This is a genomic window from Chryseobacterium oryctis, assembly GCF_025971925.1.
GTDB classification, from domain to species: Bacteria; Bacteroidota; Bacteroidia; order Flavobacteriales; family Weeksellaceae; genus Chryseobacterium; species Chryseobacterium oryctis.
Genome location: NZ_JAPDHV010000001.1, coordinates 351652 through 367740 on the forward strand (window position 1 = coordinate 351652; position 16089 = coordinate 367740).

14 protein-coding genes and 11 tRNA genes are annotated in these 16089 nt (G+C 32.7%); 1 reads left to right on the forward strand and 24 read right to left on the reverse strand.

All coding sequences use genetic code 11. The annotated features are described in order from the left end of the window. Positions 1–164: 164 nt before the first annotated feature. The 22 genes from OH806_RS01735 to OH806_RS01840 form a co-directional block, all read right to left on the reverse strand. A tRNA-OTHER gene (locus OH806_RS01735) sits at positions 165–223 on the reverse strand. Between the two features lie 338 nt (positions 224–561). Then, the gene (locus OH806_RS01740) at positions 562–1113 is read right to left on the reverse strand and encodes a 3'-5' exonuclease (RefSeq protein ID WP_264741967.1); all 552 of its coding nucleotides are present in this window, start codon (positions 1111–1113) and stop codon (positions 562–564) included. Between the two features lie 98 nt (positions 1114–1211). Beyond that, positions 1212–1775: a metallophosphoesterase family protein gene (locus tag OH806_RS01745; protein ID WP_264741968.1), complete on the reverse strand. Its 564-nt coding sequence runs from the start codon at positions 1773–1775 to the stop codon at positions 1212–1214. 56 nt (positions 1776–1831) lie between these two features. Continuing rightward, complete coding sequence (locus OH806_RS01750) at positions 1832–2848, reverse strand: RNA ligase, Rnl2 family (protein WP_264741969.1); 1017 nt, start codon at positions 2846–2848, stop codon at positions 1832–1834. Further along, positions 2845–3417: a DinB family protein gene (locus tag OH806_RS01755; RefSeq protein ID WP_264741970.1), complete on the reverse strand. Its 573-nt coding sequence runs from the start codon at positions 3415–3417 to the stop codon at positions 2845–2847. The genes OH806_RS01750 and OH806_RS01755 overlap by 4 nt, the downstream gene beginning before the upstream one ends. 27 nt (positions 3418–3444) lie before the next feature. Beyond that, positions 3445–3930 (reverse strand): ribonuclease H-like YkuK family protein, encoded by a 486-nt coding sequence (locus tag OH806_RS01760; protein ID WP_264741971.1) that lies wholly within the window; start codon positions 3928–3930, stop codon positions 3445–3447. 243 nt (positions 3931–4173) lie between these two features. Then, a tRNA-Phe gene (locus OH806_RS01765) sits at positions 4174–4295 on the reverse strand. 27 nt (positions 4296–4322) lie between these two features. Continuing rightward, positions 4323–4396 (reverse strand) — tRNA-Leu (locus OH806_RS01770). Between the two features lie 287 nt (positions 4397–4683). Beyond that, positions 4684–4767, reverse strand: a tRNA-Tyr gene (locus OH806_RS01775). Positions 4768–4880: 113 nt separating this feature from the next. Continuing rightward, positions 4881–4962: transfer RNA gene (locus OH806_RS01780), tRNA-Cys, on the reverse strand. Between the two features lie 105 nt (positions 4963–5067). Beyond that, positions 5068–5142, reverse strand: a tRNA-Asn gene (locus tag OH806_RS01785). 5 nt (positions 5143–5147) lie between these two features. Continuing rightward, positions 5148–5220: transfer RNA gene (locus OH806_RS01790), tRNA-Glu, on the reverse strand. 8 nt (positions 5221–5228) lie between these two features. Continuing rightward, positions 5229–5296, reverse strand: a tRNA-Ser gene (locus OH806_RS01795). A 149-nt stretch (positions 5297–5445) separates the two neighbouring features. Continuing rightward, positions 5446–5518, reverse strand: a tRNA-Arg gene (locus OH806_RS01800). 8 nt (positions 5519–5526) lie between these two features. Further along, positions 5527–5596 (reverse strand) — tRNA-Ile (locus OH806_RS01805). A 10-nt stretch (positions 5597–5606) separates the two neighbouring features. Next, positions 5607–5679, reverse strand: a tRNA-His gene (locus tag OH806_RS01810). A gap of 759 nt (positions 5680–6438) precedes the next feature. Then, on the reverse strand, positions 6439–7461 hold the full coding sequence (locus OH806_RS01815) for a tetratricopeptide repeat protein (protein ID WP_264741972.1): 1023 nt from the start codon (positions 7459–7461) through the stop codon (positions 6439–6441). Then, a complete protein-coding gene (locus tag OH806_RS01820; protein ID WP_264741973.1) occupies positions 7454–9151 on the reverse strand; it encodes an APC family permease in 1698 nt (565 codons plus the stop codon). Before OH806_RS01820 ends, OH806_RS01815 begins: the two co-directional genes overlap by 8 nt. Then, on the reverse strand, positions 9135–11531 hold the full coding sequence (locus OH806_RS01825; RefSeq protein WP_264741974.1) for a hypothetical protein: 2397 nt from the start codon (positions 11529–11531) through the stop codon (positions 9135–9137). The genes OH806_RS01820 and OH806_RS01825 overlap by 17 nt, the downstream gene beginning before the upstream one ends. Then, positions 11522–12265 (reverse strand): hypothetical protein, encoded by a 744-nt coding sequence (locus OH806_RS01830; protein ID WP_264741975.1) that lies wholly within the window; start codon positions 12263–12265, stop codon positions 11522–11524. Before OH806_RS01830 ends, OH806_RS01825 begins: the two co-directional genes overlap by 10 nt. Further along, a complete protein-coding gene (locus OH806_RS01835; protein ID WP_264741976.1) occupies positions 12238–13371 on the reverse strand; it encodes an AAA family ATPase in 1134 nt (377 codons plus the stop codon). Before OH806_RS01835 ends, OH806_RS01830 begins: the two co-directional genes overlap by 28 nt. Further along, a complete protein-coding gene (locus OH806_RS01840) occupies positions 13355–14017 on the reverse strand; it encodes a hypothetical protein (protein WP_264741977.1) in 663 nt (220 codons plus the stop codon). The genes OH806_RS01835 and OH806_RS01840 overlap by 17 nt, the downstream gene beginning before the upstream one ends. Positions 14018–14203: 186 nt before the next feature. Between OH806_RS01840 and deoD the strand changes: the two genes are divergently transcribed. Then, complete coding sequence (gene deoD / locus OH806_RS01845; RefSeq protein WP_264741978.1) at positions 14204–14914, forward strand: purine-nucleoside phosphorylase; 711 nt, start codon at positions 14204–14206, stop codon at positions 14912–14914. A 55-nt stretch (positions 14915–14969) separates the two neighbouring features. On the opposite strand, the gene OH806_RS01850 is transcribed toward deoD, so the two are convergent. Further along, a complete protein-coding gene (locus OH806_RS01850; RefSeq protein ID WP_264741979.1) occupies positions 14970–15755 on the reverse strand; it encodes a TatD family hydrolase in 786 nt (261 codons plus the stop codon). After that, the gene (locus OH806_RS01855; protein WP_264741980.1) at positions 15752–16066 is read right to left on the reverse strand and encodes a hypothetical protein; all 315 of its coding nucleotides are present in this window, start codon (positions 16064–16066) and stop codon (positions 15752–15754) included. The genes OH806_RS01850 and OH806_RS01855 overlap by 4 nt, the downstream gene beginning before the upstream one ends. Positions 16067–16089: the final 23 nt, after the last annotated feature.

The following is a 16089-nucleotide window of genomic DNA, read 5'->3' on the forward strand; positions in this document are numbered from 1 at the left end:
GCTTTTTCAAAATGTTGATTCAACAACTGAAAAAATTCCAGATTTTTCCATGAATATTTTTAATGAGAATATTCGAAACTCTAATAAAAAATAGATTTTGAGTCTATTTTCAACCTACGTTAAAAATGTAGTGCTCTGACCAGACTGAGCTACCTCGTGCGAAACGAGAGTGGGATTCGAACCCACGCAAAAATCTATTGTTCTACCATTGAACTATATCCCCTTTCGAGAGATAGAAGGACTCGAACCTTCACCCGATAGAGCCGTGTGAGATTTTTTGGAAAACCTCGAAACCTTCAAGTCAAGCTGAACAGAATAAATTTATGTTTCTCAACAAATTCCTCTGCAATAGTGCTATACAGAAACACCCAACTAGACCTGCCTGATATTTTGACTAAAATCTGTTTTTCAAAATTTTAGTATTATTTCATTTTGATGATGCAAAGTAAACGACCAATTACGCAATCTTTTTGCGTTCTAATTTTTATTTTGATTTTTTATATAAAAACAAAAAACTCCCTCATAAAAGGGAGTAATTATTGCACATTTTAAATTCCTATATTAGTATTGATTTAAACACCAATATAAAATCTTCGCAATATTTTTGGCATCATCTACGCCTCTATGGTGAGTACCTTCAAGTTTGAGATTCAATTCTCCTAAAGCTCTCGCCATCCCAACGCTTTTGCGTACAGTTGGATGCAATTCTCCAAATAAAGTCTTTACATTAATATGGTCATAACTCAAAGGATAATCTAAATTGAATCTTCTTGCCTGATTTTGAAGCATATTCAAATCATAGTTTCCGTAACTAGCCCAAGTCAGGTCTTCTGAATCATATTCTGCTCTCAGGATATCAAAAGCATCATCCAGCAAAACGCCTTCATCATCAAGCATTTTCTGGGTAATAGAAGTAAGTTCCGTACAAAAAGGACTTACTTTTGAAAATTGAGGTTTTACTAAAATCCCCTCATTTTGTGAAATCTCACCAGTTTTTGCATTCATAATACATACACCGATTTCTATAATTTCACTTTCCTGACCTCTTGGCGGTCGGTCATCCCAACACGTTGCCTCAAGGTCTATAATTAATATATTATCTGTTGTTTTCATTGTTTAAAAATTTAATTATTAAAGGATTAAAAATGGATGTAAGAAAACTATAGCTTCTGCAATGCATATTTCTCTTTGGCATCCAACTTTCCTTACATCTAATTTCTTGGCGCAAACGGTGGCGTCCATTTTTTCTTTTTCATCACTTCTTTCACTTCTTGGTAAGAAATGGGATAGAAATGATGACAATCTACTCCGACATCAATGCTTAAAGCCATTTCATCATCAGGTAGTGTTCCGTGTGAATGCCCGTAAAGCTGCCAGATTCCACGATGAGAGCCGTTCCATGTCCGCATGGAATAATGAAAAAGAATAATCTTTTGTTTTCCCTGATTCGCTTCTTCATCTTCTACATAAAGTTCATGATAATCTTTAATCCACTCAAATCTGTCGGGTACCCGAAGAGCGGAATATTCGTGATTCCCTTTTATTAAATGAATTTTGCCATTCAATTTACTTAAGACTTCCTTTGTAAAATCCGGTTTACCTAAACTCACATCACCTAAATGATAAACAATATCGTTGACATCAACTTTCTCATTCCATCTTCTGATAAGTTCTTCGTTCATTTGTTCCAAAGACTCAAAAGGTCTTTCGGAGAATTTTATAATATTTTCGTGACCAAAATGATGGTCCGCCGTAAAAAATATATTTGGTTTCATTTTTTAATTGTTTTTAAATATTTATATAAAAAAGTTTCGATAAATACTTACCGAAACTAAACTTTTAGAGTCATAAATTCTTCTTTTATAACTTTAATTACTAAAGAATTCAATTTTTTATTGATTCTCTTTTGTTCTTCTTTTTCAATAGTTGTGAAAACTTCCGGGAAATCCTTTTCAAAATCATCCAAAATATCCTGTGCAAAAAGACCAATGATTTGTCCCATCATTTTAGGCTCAAATTCACCAACCTTGCTTACAACATTATTCAGCCTGTTTGCAGTTGCATATTTTTGAATTTCATCCCAAATATTCTGACCTTTTTCACTAAAGTTGATTTGTTTTTGAACAGTTTTATTCTGCTTTCTTTCAACTTTAGATTTTTCAACCCATTTTTCATTCTTGTTTTTCAGAATTACTCTTGAGCCGTTTCCAAAACATCTGGTTTTCAAAGTTTTCACAATGGTTCCTTCACACATATTATTTTCCAATTCAGGCAGTCCCAACCAAGTCGGAATTTTAGAATTGAAAACATTCGGATACTTCAAAACCTCTTCCAAAGTTCCCTGAAACAAAATTCTTGCATAGAAAAATCCTGTTTCTTCAAAAACTTGATTAGCCAAATCTATATCCAAATAAGTAATACCATTTAACTTGATATCAAAAGCATAAAATTCGTTGTAAGGTGCATATTCAATACCTTTCTGCACTTTCAACGCACTTTTTACAGGTACTACTTCTTTATGTTTGTAACCTCCTCCGAACAATTCACCATAGATAGCCACAGTTTCAACATCCGGATGAAGAGTTTTCACTTTTTCGAACACATCCTTTACATTATTTCTGTAACGTTCTAAAATCTGATGTGCATTGAAGAACTTTTCATCTTTTTCGATGAAAGCGGTTCTTTTTCCAATTCTAATTTCCTTTCCGTCGGTAAAGAAAGAGAAATTAGCTCCGTGAACTTTTTCTTGTACTATGAAAACCTCATCCCCAAAACCCTGCATTTTGATTTGCTCAAGCACACGGGTTTGATAAGCATTTTCAATAGAATTATATGTTTTGAAAATCATTTTTTTAAATTTTTAATAGTTTCTAATTCATTATTTTTCATCTGGGTAACATGTCTCTGAGCGTGAAGTGAAAGAAAATAAATGTATTCATACACATTAATTTTCCCCAATTTGTTCACAGTCATTGTCGTTTTGCAGAGAAGACCTTCGCCGTTTTTCATCAAGTCTAAATAATTTAAACATTGATGATATTGTTGAGAAATTAAATTCCTGATTTCAGTTAATTTTAATTCTACTTTCGGCTCCATGTGTTCTGGTCTTATCCATTCAAAAGTGCCATACTCACCTACTTTTTCAAACTTTTCTGGATTGAAACTGTAATTTTTTATTTCAAGATTTAAATCAAGACCAAGATAATTTCGCCCCGCTTTTTTTGAACCTTTCTCAATCAAAATCAACAAATAAAAATTTGTCAAATAGATATGTTCTAAAATCTGCTGAATCGTCCAACCTCCATTTGATGGCTGATAATTCAATGTCTTATTATCTTTATCAAACCATCTATCAACCTCATCAAAATTGAGTTTTAAATGTGTTTTTATATCTTGAATTAATCTAAAAATGTCCATTATAATTTTTTTTTAGCTATACTTTACTTAAACCATCATATCAGCACAGTTTGAACTCGCGAATGCATAAGGTTTCGCTTTAAACACATATCCCATTCCCAGAATATATCCCATTGCATCTTTCAAAGCTACATTGGATTTGAAATCCGGATCGGTATTAATATCTGCGTGCACCTCCATTTCTACCCCATAAGCATCCAAAATAGAGCAAATAGCATATGCAATTTCTACGGATTTGTTTACCTCATTCAACATTCTTTCCTTGATACTGATACTCTGTATTTCTCTCTCTTTTCTGATAAAGGTAAACGCTCCTTTTCCCTCACGAATAAAGACAACTGCCGTTGCATAACTGATAGCATCACCATAAACGTGGGAGTCTGAACCCACACAAACCTTCAGTCGATGCCCGTTTGCCTGTTCGCGGATTATGGCATCTTCTACCAGTTGTTTGATAGATTTCTGGAAAATTTTCCCATTCATATTCTGCCATGTTTGTTGTTGCGTTTCCATTTTTCTACATGTTTTAAATTTTGTTTTGTTTAAATATTAAATTGTTAATTTCTGTTGACTCATCAGGATTGTTCATGAGTTTTATATCTTATTTAAAGAATTCACGAATGCTCCGCATTTCGAACCTGAACAACAAGAGTCAAAGTCTTGTGTGCTGACCAATTACACCATGAATCAGATTTAGAGTTATGAATTATTAATTATAAGTTTTGAGTTTTGTCTATTATTATAATTCATATTTTGTGGAACAGACAGGATTGTTCATGAATTTTATATTTATTTATAGTATTCACGAATACTTCGTATTTCGAACCTGTACCTTTAGTTTTTCAGACTAACGTGCAGACCTGCTACACCACTCTTCCAATTTTTCATAAGTTGTTTACATTTTGTACGGAAGGAGGGACTTGAACCCCCAAAACCTTGAGCCTAAATCAAGTGTGTCTGCCAATTCCACCACTTCCGCATTTTGATAAGTAGTAAGGTCTGAGAAGGCTTGCCTTTTAATAAACTATGCCTGTTAGTGTTTTATAAAGATCTTCTGCGCTTGGCAACGTCTTTCTCTTTCCTGTCTTAACTTATCTTTTATGAAAACCTAATAAATACTATTCCCAATTTGAATTTTCATGATATTTGTAATTTAAAATCGATTTATTAACTCTTCAAATTATTTTGACCAACTGACTAGGAATCGAACCTAAACAACAAGAGTACATTTCCTGCATGCTGCCATTACATTATCAGTGGTGTTTGTGGAAGTAGTAGGATTCGAACCTACTCAACAATGAAGCAACAGATTTACAGTCTGCCCCGACTCTCCAACTTCGGCGTACTTCCTTTTAATTTTTTGGAAGAAAACAAAGCCTGTCTTTATTTTTTGTTTGATATAAGAACTTCTACGCTCGACAAACTTTTATTTTCTTCTGAACTAATCTCATTTTAGTTATTTGAGATGGTTATGGGATTCAAACCCACTCAGCTTACACAACGGTTTTGCAGACCGCCCCGACTCTTCCACTTCGGCGAACCATCAGATTGAAAAGAAAAGTTTGTCTATTTTTTCGTATTTTTGGCGTAAAGATCTTCTGCTCTTGACAAACCTTTTCTTTTCTCTTTTTTGAAACAATTAACATTTATTGGCGATTCCGGAACAACTTGAACTTTCAACTTCTGGTTTAACAGACCAGCACTCTACCATTGAGCTACGAAATCTTTTGCACTCCATAAGAGAATCGAACTCTTATTTACTGCTCGAAAGGCAGCCGTCCTAAACCATTAGACGAATGGAGTAAATTGTCTGAAAAGCAAGATTCGAACTTGCGACCTCCCGCGTCCAAGGCGGGTAAACAACCACCTTTATCTTTCCAGTTTTGCAGATCCACTTTAAAATCTTTTCCGAGAGACAGTCGGATTCGAAATTTTCCGTAAATCTTTTGCGGTCTATGCGAGAATCGAACTCGCAGTGCCCGAGAGACAGTCGGGAAGGTTAGCCGTTACCTCAATAGACCTTATTTGTGATTCCGACAGGATTTGAACCTGTAACCCTGGGTTTAGAAAACCCATGCTCTATCCATTGAGCCACGGAACCTTTGTAATCCCAGAAGGACTTGAACCTTCAGCCTTCGACGTATCAGGTCGATACTCTAACCAATTGAGCTATGAGTTTTTATAATTTTGGGTATCTCCGGGGATCGAACCCTGTTCTTCGGTGCCACAAACCGACGCTTTACCAAATAAGCTAGAGAAACCATAAAAAAAGCGCCTCTTTTTAGGAGGCGCTCGATATTTTAGACGTGTCAGTTCATTAGCTGACCCATATATATAAGCACCTTTTATCCACAAATTCACTATCAAAAATACATGCATACCCTAGTCCCATCGGTAGTAGACTGCGTTGTCTTGAATATAGATTTGATATGGTATGTAATTGTTTCATTTTATTTTTCTTGTTTTAAAAAGTTTTTTGAAAAGCTGAAAACTTGTTGCTTTCAATTTTCGGTTGCAAAGTAAATATGAAATTTTTAATCTCACAAATTTATTTTTTACTTAACTTTCTGAAAACCACTTAATTAAATACAAACATAAGAATAAGAAGTATCTGTCCGCAATATTTTGCAGATAGCTTAAATACCTAAATGACTGTCTCTCATCGGTTTAGTTATCACTCTTTATTTTCTTATTGTTTGTTCATTATTAATTAAAAAATTTTCATCTTTTTGGTTATTTTTTTTCATTCTAAATAATTTTCACTCTAAAAACACAAAAAACGCCTCGAGTATCGAGGCGTTTTTGCTATATTTTGATTAAATTTCTACAGGTTTATGGTAAATAATTTTCAAAGCAAGCACATTTTGCCTCATTCAATATCATGCCTTCATACTCAAACGATCCCTTTATTGCAGGGCGATCGCATAGATTTAAACTGATATGTGCTCTTTGTATTGTCATAATTTTCTGGCGCAAAGATAATTTATTTTCTTTACTTTTTTAATTCCTAGATAATCAATTTTAATATCCAAACATTTTATTTCTCCCTGTTTTGTATCTCAAAATATCTCTTAAAATCACCTCATCATTAGGATTAAAATGTTTTAATTCATTCACAATCTCAGAATGTGTACTTATGTTTTCCGAAATAATTTCATAGGCTATATTTCGGGTAGTAGATTGTAATTCTTCAGATTTTTTAAACTCATATTTCATCGCTTCCAAATAGATTAGCTTCTTATCAGAAGGAGTTTCTTTATATAAATGCTTAATCTCACTTTCTAAGTGATTCACTTCAAAAATATTTGCAAAATAATTATTAAGACAATTAAAAGCATCTCTATTTTCAATCCACCCTTTTAATAGAAGTTTTTGAGCTTCATCAGGTTTTTCCATTTTTTTGCGATAAATAAGAGAAGCCTTTACCATTTGATTGTATTTCTCATAGTCATCTATAACCATTTGATAATAGGTATCTGAACTTTTAACATCATTGATTTCTCTATACAAATCACCAACTTTCTCATTATAGTTAAGTTCTTTATACAACTCGATGGCCTTTTTTGCCTGTTTAGCTTTTTCGTAACATGCCGCAGCTTCAGATTTGTTGTTCAGTTTTTTGAGATAAATTACAGCGGCTTCATTATACATTTCACCTTCTTCCAAGGTCTTTGCTCCTCTGTAATTATCTTTTAAAAGATTGATATAAACTTTAGCAGCGTTCCGGTAATCTTTTTCTTCAATATATTTTCGAGCTCGTTCTTCATAGATACTTTGAAGTTTGTCAAAAATTGAGTTTTCAACATAAAAACTTCCCCCAGTTCCACCATGACCTCTTCCAGAATTTCCATAATTATTCTCTTTTTTAGACTGAAAAATAATTACAGCCAAAATGAGAAATGCTACAATTACAAAAATGATAAGCGTACCGATAACATCCCAAAAACTTTTATGGAAAAGCTCTGCAAAAATCCCTAATATTTTAATAAATACCAGAACAAAAAAAGCTGCTATAAACTTATCTGTAAATTTCTGTTTATTCATTTTTGTCTGAATTTAAAATGGTTTTATCAGAACTAAACAATCGATATAGTAAGAATATCACACCTATAATAATTACCCAAACAAACCAATTGTAACCAAACATTTTTATCAAAGGATAAAAAATATAAATAAGCATTCCCAACAGAATACCCATAAACAAAACTTTGACACCTGTCGGAAGATTCTCTCCTCCAACATCTAAAAATTTCCTTTTAACTAAAAATGAATAAATTCCTACTGAAGCTATCATAAAAAGGGTAAGACCTAAGATTTCTCCAAATGAAATCTCCTTTTTTCCTGAAAAATTATCAGCATTATTAAAAGGTTTTGAATCATGAATAACAGGCAAATCTGGTTCTTCAAAAGTACCGTAATAACGACCAAGAGAATCAATCATTAAAATTTGTTTTTTGTTCCAAATGCTTTTTACGATGCCTTTATCAGCAGGTTTTCCGTTATTTGCATTTTTAATAGAGTCCGAAATCTTCTTCTGAATAGTTTCGGATTTCTCTTCAACCTTTTTTTCTATGATTTTGCTGTAAATCTTTTTGAGAGAATCTTTCGATTTTCTCATACTATTTTTTGTAACGGCAATATCACTTTCTACCGCTTCAAGTGTTCTTCCTCCTCTTGCTTCATGATCTTTAATTACTTCCTCATTATTCGCTGAGTAAGCATGTCTCGTTCTTATTAATTCACGGGAAAGGTCATTTCTTTTTTGCTTATATAAAGAATCAACTTTAATATCAATTTCTGTAACACCGGATTCAAACATCAACGGATCGGAAGGCTTACTTTTAACAACAGGAATATTTTCAGAAGAATTGACAATTTCAGTATTATTATGGGGAGAGTCTGTTTTTTCTTTTATTTTCTGAATTATCAACCTTGCTCCCACTGAAAAGGCAATTAAAAATAAAAAAACAATCCAAGGATTTGTTTTGCCGGAATCGTTATTTCTATTGAATAAATTTCTCAGCCAATCACCTCCAAATTTGAATTTTGAAAAACCATCTCCTCTGGAATTACCCATGATATCCAAAGGAATTCCTAGATCTACAATTCTGTCAGGATGCTGCTCAATATATTTTAAATATTTTTCAATTTCTTTTTTATTGCCTTCCAATACTTTTTTCTTATCAAAAGGCAGATTTTTCATCCATTCTTCTTCTGTTTTAGGTTGTTGAAGTGCTTCTAGAATTTTTTCATCATCCATTTCTACGGTGTAAGTCTCTATATTCTGAGGTATTTTCACACCATTGGATGCTTTTCTGATTTTAGAATTATCTTCAAGAGGATTCTGGATAATATCAAGCCAATCAATTTCTTCATCTAATCTTACCAAACCAAAATCAGGATGCATAATAAGATATTTAGAATCTATGGAAAGGAATTCTTCCGAAAGAATCTGTGGATAACAAATAGTATATTCAGGAATAAACAATTTATCTTCAACACATTGAAAATAAATATTTTTCCCAATTTCGCTTGGAGCAATTTCATTAAAAATCAAAAAACAACCATACAAAATATTAGGTTCATTTGACGGTATTGGAAAAGATTGTACCTCATCAAGATTTATCCTCAAAAATTCCATTTCCTGAAGCCATACCAAAGGTGAAGCTCCTTTTATTAAAAGACCTTTCTTTAGATAAATATTTTTCGGAAAAGGTTTAATTCTCAGTTCCATACTCCAAAATATGCTTAATGAAAGACTCTAAATAATCAGAATACATATCGTCCATTTCTCTTATTTTCAATAAAGCTTTTTGTGGCAGATAATACTCCGAACCTCCAAAATCTTTTTCAGTACTTAATGCCAAATATCCGTTTTGAGCAGCAGGAATATAAAACACCGGAATCTTCTTATTACTGCTTATACAAGTAAGCATTCCACGAGAATCGGTTATAATTTCGCTACCATCTTCAAAAGTGTATTTATTTTTGCTTTGAGAGGCTAAAACCTCAATATCATATTTATTTTTCTCAAAACTAAATACCTTTTCATGTTGTTGTGCTAACGCAAGTTTTGAAACAACCAATTCCTCAAACTCATTAATTCCTATCTTCCCAAAATTGCTGAGAATATTCACTCCTCCATTTTCTAATCTTCCAATTTCTACCTGATTTCGGATATAGCTTTTGGCAATTTTATCATCATTTTTAATCTGCTCAATTGAAATATTACCTTCAATATTGATTTTAAAAATTGTTGGAAACTGGTCCTGATACAAATAAAAACTCCTGTCAAAATATATCAACTCAAAATTCAACGGAATATTTTGTCCTGTAACATTGAGCTCAGAATATTCTTTGGTTGTCAAATTCAGCTTTGATAGTATTTTTTTATCTGTTTGGTACTGACAAAGTATATAATTCCCCGCTTTATTTCTCGCTAAAGAAAACTGACCTCTCGGTTTTACCGAAATATTTTCAACCACGACTTCGCAACCACGATGAATTCTCGTATTCTGATAAATACTCTTATTGTAATAATTATCAGACAAATACGTCTTTAACAATTGTTTTTTATTGCTTAAAATATAGAAATCTCCTTCATATAAAAAAGTGGCAATTCTTTGCTTGGGTGTTGGAAAAAGCAACGGATAATTTAAAGGAACAGGCATTTTTGCTCCTTTCTGAGAAGTTTCAGTTTTGTTTGCGAATTTCTTTTTTGGCGGATTTGACCATAATTCTTTCAGCGGAAGTACAATTTTCTGAATATGTTTTCTTTGCCCGTTATGATGTTTATAAAAATTCAGTTCTCCATTTACAGAAGTTGTAACCACAAACTTCAATCGGTCTCTGTTTTCCTGAATAACTTTTTGAAGATTTTGATTGCTTAAATTTTCCTCATTTGTAATGAAAAAAACTTCTAAATTCTTTTCTTTCTGTTCTTTTTGAAAGAAATTTTCTAACGCCTCCGAAACATCCAGATTACCACTTACCTGATTTAGATTTTCAACAACCTGCTCTACTTTATCCAACGAAATTGGCATACTCGATTGCCCCAAAGTAAATACCTTACATCCTGAATGAGCTTTTGGATGCTTCACAATAGCAATAGTAGAAGCAAAAGCCAACACTTTTGGGGTTCCCCAGTTTTTAAGTGAAGTATCTATTAAAATAATTCTTTCAAAAATATTTTCTTCAGGTGGAATTTCACGTTGAATATACAACGCTTCATTATTAGCGATTCTGCTCATGAAAACTTCATCTTCGTTGGCAAATTCGGATAACAACATTCTGTGAAGATCTCCTTTATTAGTCATATCAGAAATACCACCAATCGACTGTTCACCAGGAGAAAGATGTCGCATCGGAATTTTAAGTCCGCTCCAGATTCTTTTAATTAAACTTCCCACCTGAAAAGTTTTAGATTCTTCAATAAGTTCCTGAATAAAATCTTTATCTGTTTCAACAGTTGTTTCATCTTCAATTACCTCATCATCCAACTCAGGTTCTTTGGTAAATCCTCTTATTGCATCAACAATAGATTGCATAGTCGGAAATTTCCGATTGGCAAGCGCTAAAGTTCTGATGTCTTTTTGTAAAACTTCTAGACTAAACGCTTTTTTATTAGCACTTTCTCCAATCAAATGAGGCATCCTTAAATATCTTCTATAAAGCAGTTCTGCTTTATCGGATGAAATACAAGCTCTATTTTCATTAAAAATTGTATGAAAAAGAATGATTCTGTTCTGCCCTTTTTTATATACATGACTTAATGACTGTAATTTTTCAAGAAATTCTCGCGCTTCTACAATCATATCATCGAGCTCCTGTCTTTCTGAATTTTTTTTAATCTCAGAAAAAAGGCTATTCATATCCAAATATCCGTCTTGTGTTGCATACAAAACTAAAAGCAAAGAACCGAAAGGAGGCCATCCCTGAATCTTCAATTCTTTCAAAACATCAATAATATATGACCTGTAAGCAACGGTTGTCTTTAGCGTTGAAAAATAAATAGTGTTATTCACACTATAACCAGTGTCTTCGGAAACATCCTCATCAGTATTCCACTCCCAAAAATAATCCCGATAGGATTGAAAATATTCTTTCAGCTCCATTCCTGTGATTTTTCAGTCAAACGAAATGAACTTACAGACAACTTTCGCAAATCTTCTTTGTAAATAGGTAAATAACTTCCGTCTTCATTCCACAACAACCATTTGTCCTGCTGTTCGTTGTATTTTCTTTGCAGTAAAGTACTCATATTTTTAAACTCAAAATCAAAACCTGTTGGTAACAAATGGTGATTTTTTATCCAAAAAGTTTTTCCGGGAAGACTCAACAAAGGAATTCCTAAAAACAAAGCTTTATCATCGATGACAATCCAATCAATTTTTTCCAGTTTAAACTTGGGAAAAGTAATAATAAGATCCTTAATTTCATGTATTGAACACAATAAAGCAATTGCCTGTTCTTCTTCTCCACTCGGTTTTAATTGTATTTGAATTTTACCGTCAATTCCGAAAAAATTATGATTTGAAGGTGGAAAAGTAAGAGGTAAAGCCTTATGAATAGATGTCCAAAGCAAAGCTGTTCTCATTTTTTTGCTTGGAACAAGCGCATCTTTTCGAAATAAAAGCCCGTCTCGCAATTCATACAGCAGAAAATTAGGTAATTGCTGAATTTCCGCAGAAACAGTCTGCTCTTCCGTAAAACCTCTAAGCCAAATCACTTCGTCATCTGCCGCAATCTGAATATTCTTCCAATCTCGGATTGAACCTAAAAAATCTTCGTCAGCACGAGGAAATTCTGCCCAAAATTCTTTTATACGCTTTGAAGAATCTTCTGCCATAGCTTTTCGATTTCTTGTTGAATATATTGCTTCTGCTCAGAATTTTTTATCCAATCACAACGGGTTTGAAGGTATCTTAATTTATCTTTGATAACATTCTGCTCTTCGTAACTCAATATACCAGATTCCCATTTTTCCATTAAAATCTGTACATCCTTCATCACTTCTTCTGGGTTTGGTGTTTTATTTTGTAAAGCCTGAGGATGCGCTTTCGGGTTTTCATCTTTTTCAATGGTTCTGTTGATAATTCCTTCCAGAATTTCAATTTGCTCTTCTGTATCCCAAATATGTTTCAACACCCATAAATCTGATAAAATGGCTTCGTTTCTCCCACAAATTAAAGCACTTGCAGCAATCAGATTCTGTAATTTTACCGCTCTACGGTCAGAAATCGCAATTCCTGTATTTCTAAGACTGATAATGGTATTTAAATACACTTCATAAATTGGTCTTAAATCAATAGTTTTACACAAATTTTGAAGTTCCTTGATTTCGTTTGAAAGAATTTCAGGAGTTTCTGTTTCTTCTTCATTCTCCAATTTTCTTCCTGCTAAAAGTACCTGTTGAAGAAGTTCAGGATTTACATAATCAACATTAATTCTTATCAAAAAACGATCGAACAATGCATTCAATGCTTCATCTTCGGGAAGAACGTTACTCGCTCCTACAAACATCAATGCAGGAAGATGTTTCGTTTCTTTTCCTCTTTTGAAAACTTTTTCATTCAGAGCCATCAAAAGTGAATTCAAAATAGCGGAATTGGCATTGAAAATTTCGTCCAAAAAAACCATAGAGGCTTCAGGCATCATCCCTTCTGTATTGGTTAATAACTCACCTTCTTTTAATTTTCTGATATCAAAAGGTCCGAAAATTTCGTTAGGTTCTGTAAAACGAGTTAAGAGATATTCGAAATTTTTACCATCTTTTACTGTTTTGGCTAATGTTCTTACAATTGCTGATTTTGCTGTTCCTGGAGGCCCATACAAAAAGGCATTTTCTCTCGCTAACAAACAAATTCCGAGCAAATCTACTACATCATTTTTACCAACAAAGGTTTCTTTGACATGAGTAAGAACTTTATTTAATTTTTCAATATTTTGAGTCATTTTTTTCGCTATTACTATTTTCTAATTCTCTCCAAAAAATATCTTTATGTAGACCGAATTCAGCCATTAACAAACTATTGATAAACGGAATTCCAGCTAATTTGTATGCTTTCTTTTCTACAATTCTTTCAAGATATAATTTTCTGTATGTTTTATTCTCTAGTTCTTCTTCCCAATTAATATTTTCTACGTTCAAATCATATCCAATTCCTGAATAATGAAATTGCAACAAAATCTCTTCCAACATTTTAACTAAGACATCTTCAGGATCTTTAATTTGAAGAGCCATAATAATCTGGGGTAAAAATCTCAACGACAAATCAGCCGATAAAATTGAAGATATATTTTTGGTTCCTTTATATTGCGGAATTAATGTATTTAAATTTTTATCTGTTCCTTTTCTTATTAAATATAACTGAGCACTGTGATACAGTACTTTTCCTGCCCAAACTGCTGTTTCCTGATTACAATCTAACTGAGAATCTAAAAACTCTAACCTTTCTTTCTCAAATTCAGATTCAAAATACTCAGCAGCATCTTCCTCCTCTTTTTTTGAAATTTCCTGAATATCGGTAAAGATGGTTATACATTCATCTTTCCGAAGCAAAAACAAGGTATCTAAAAATGGTGATTTGGTTTCCATCATATGACAAAAATAAAATTATTTCCCTGAGAATAAAATTTTTAAGGTAATGATTAATAAATAACGCTTTTCACATTTTGTATATTAAAATAAAATCACTGTGCATTCCTAAACTACGTTCATAGACTTTCAGTCTATTCATAAAGGCAATCAAAAAGTTATTATCTTTGCCACATTCAAAAAAAAATTATGAGTATTCACATTAGTGCCAACAAAGAAGAAATTGCCAAAGTAGTATTGCAGCCGGGGGATCCGCTTCGTGCACAATATATTGCTGAAAATTATTTGGAAAATGCAAAATTAGTCAGTAAAACAAGAGGTATCTTTTATTATACCGGTCTTTATAAAGGAAAAGAAATCACTGTAGGAGCTAGTGGAATGGGATTTCCAAGTATCGGAATCTATTCTTTCGAGTTGTTTACGGAGTATGATGTAGACACCATCATCAGAATCGGAACTTGTGGCGCGTACACAACTGATTTAAAAGTTTTTGATATTTTAAATGTTGAAAATGCAGCAAGTGAGAGTACATATGCAAAATATGCCTGGGAAATTGAAGAAGAAATTATTTCCAATCAAGGAAATATTTTCGATACTATCAACGCTACAGCTCAGGAATTGTCTCTACAAACCAAAGCTGTAAATATTCACAGTAGTGATATTTTTTACAGAAAAGACCCGAATATCCCTGCAATTGCTACAAAATACAATTGTCCGGCTGTGGAAATGGAAGCCTTCGGTTTATTTGCCAATGCTAAACATTTAGGAAAAAATGCGGCAACTATCCTTACAGTTTCTGATATTATTCCTACTCATGAAAATATTTCGGCAGACCAAAGAGAAAAAGCACTAAAACCAATGATTGAACTTGCTTTAGAATCTGCTATAAAAACAATATAATCTTTCATTATATATCAAAAAAAAGAGCTTTACCTGTTGATTAGTAAAGCTCTTTTTATATTTTGAAAAATCTTCTGGCGACTTCCGTTGTTTCATCGGCAACTTCCGAAATACTTATTTTCTTAATCTGCGCTATGGTTTGAGCAACATAAGGTAAAAAAGCTGGTTCGTTTCTTCGATTTTGTGTTCTAGGCATATTTTTCGGTAGCATGAATGGAGCGTCAGTCTCAATCATCATTCTTTCAAGAGGAATATATTTTATGACCTCTGCCAAATGTTTAAATCTTCTTTCATCACTAATTGCACCTGTAAATCCTAAATAAAAACCTTTATCCAAATAAACTTTTGCTTCTTCCAACGTTCCTGTGAAACAATGCACTACTGCTTCAGGAAGTTTTGAAAGATATTCGTCTGTAATTTCATTAAATTTTTGAAAAGCCGCCCTTTCATGAAGAAAAAGTGGTTTCTGGATTTCAATTGCCAATTCCAACTGTGCACGATAACATTTTTCCTGAATTGCTCTCGGCGAAAAATCTCTATCAAAGTCCAGTCCGCATTCTCCAACAGATACTACATGTTCTTTTTGTAAAAGTTTTCTAAGTTCATGAATACTTTCATTATTAAAAGATTTTGCATCATGAGGATGAATTCCCGCAGTTGAATATAAAATTTCAGGATAATCTTCTGCAATTTCTGCTGATTCTTTACTTCCTCGAACACTTGTTCCTGTAAGAATTATTTGTTCTACTCCATTATCCAAAGCCCGATTAATTATCTCATCTTGCTCGTTGTAAAATTGTTTATTGGTAAGATTAATACCAATGTCGATAAATGTGTTCATTTTTTTCTTTGTTTTATTATATAGTATCTTGTAATATTCGGTCTTCTGATTGAGTCTTTAAATGATTTCTCAGAATAAAAACTTCTATAATCAGAACTCGACCGTCCTCTAATTTCTGTGGTAATTTTTGCCCAAATAATCTTCCTCCTTTTTTTTCTTTTCTTATAAAACCGAATAAACTCTTTTAATTGATCTTCAATTTCTAATACTTCAGTTCTTCTCCATTTTTTATTTCCAAGTTTCTTTAAATAGGAAGGAATTTTACCCCATTCATGGTTCCTGAAAGTTCCTTTGTTATAAATGTTCTTCATCATTCGTTTTTTAAAATGAAAAT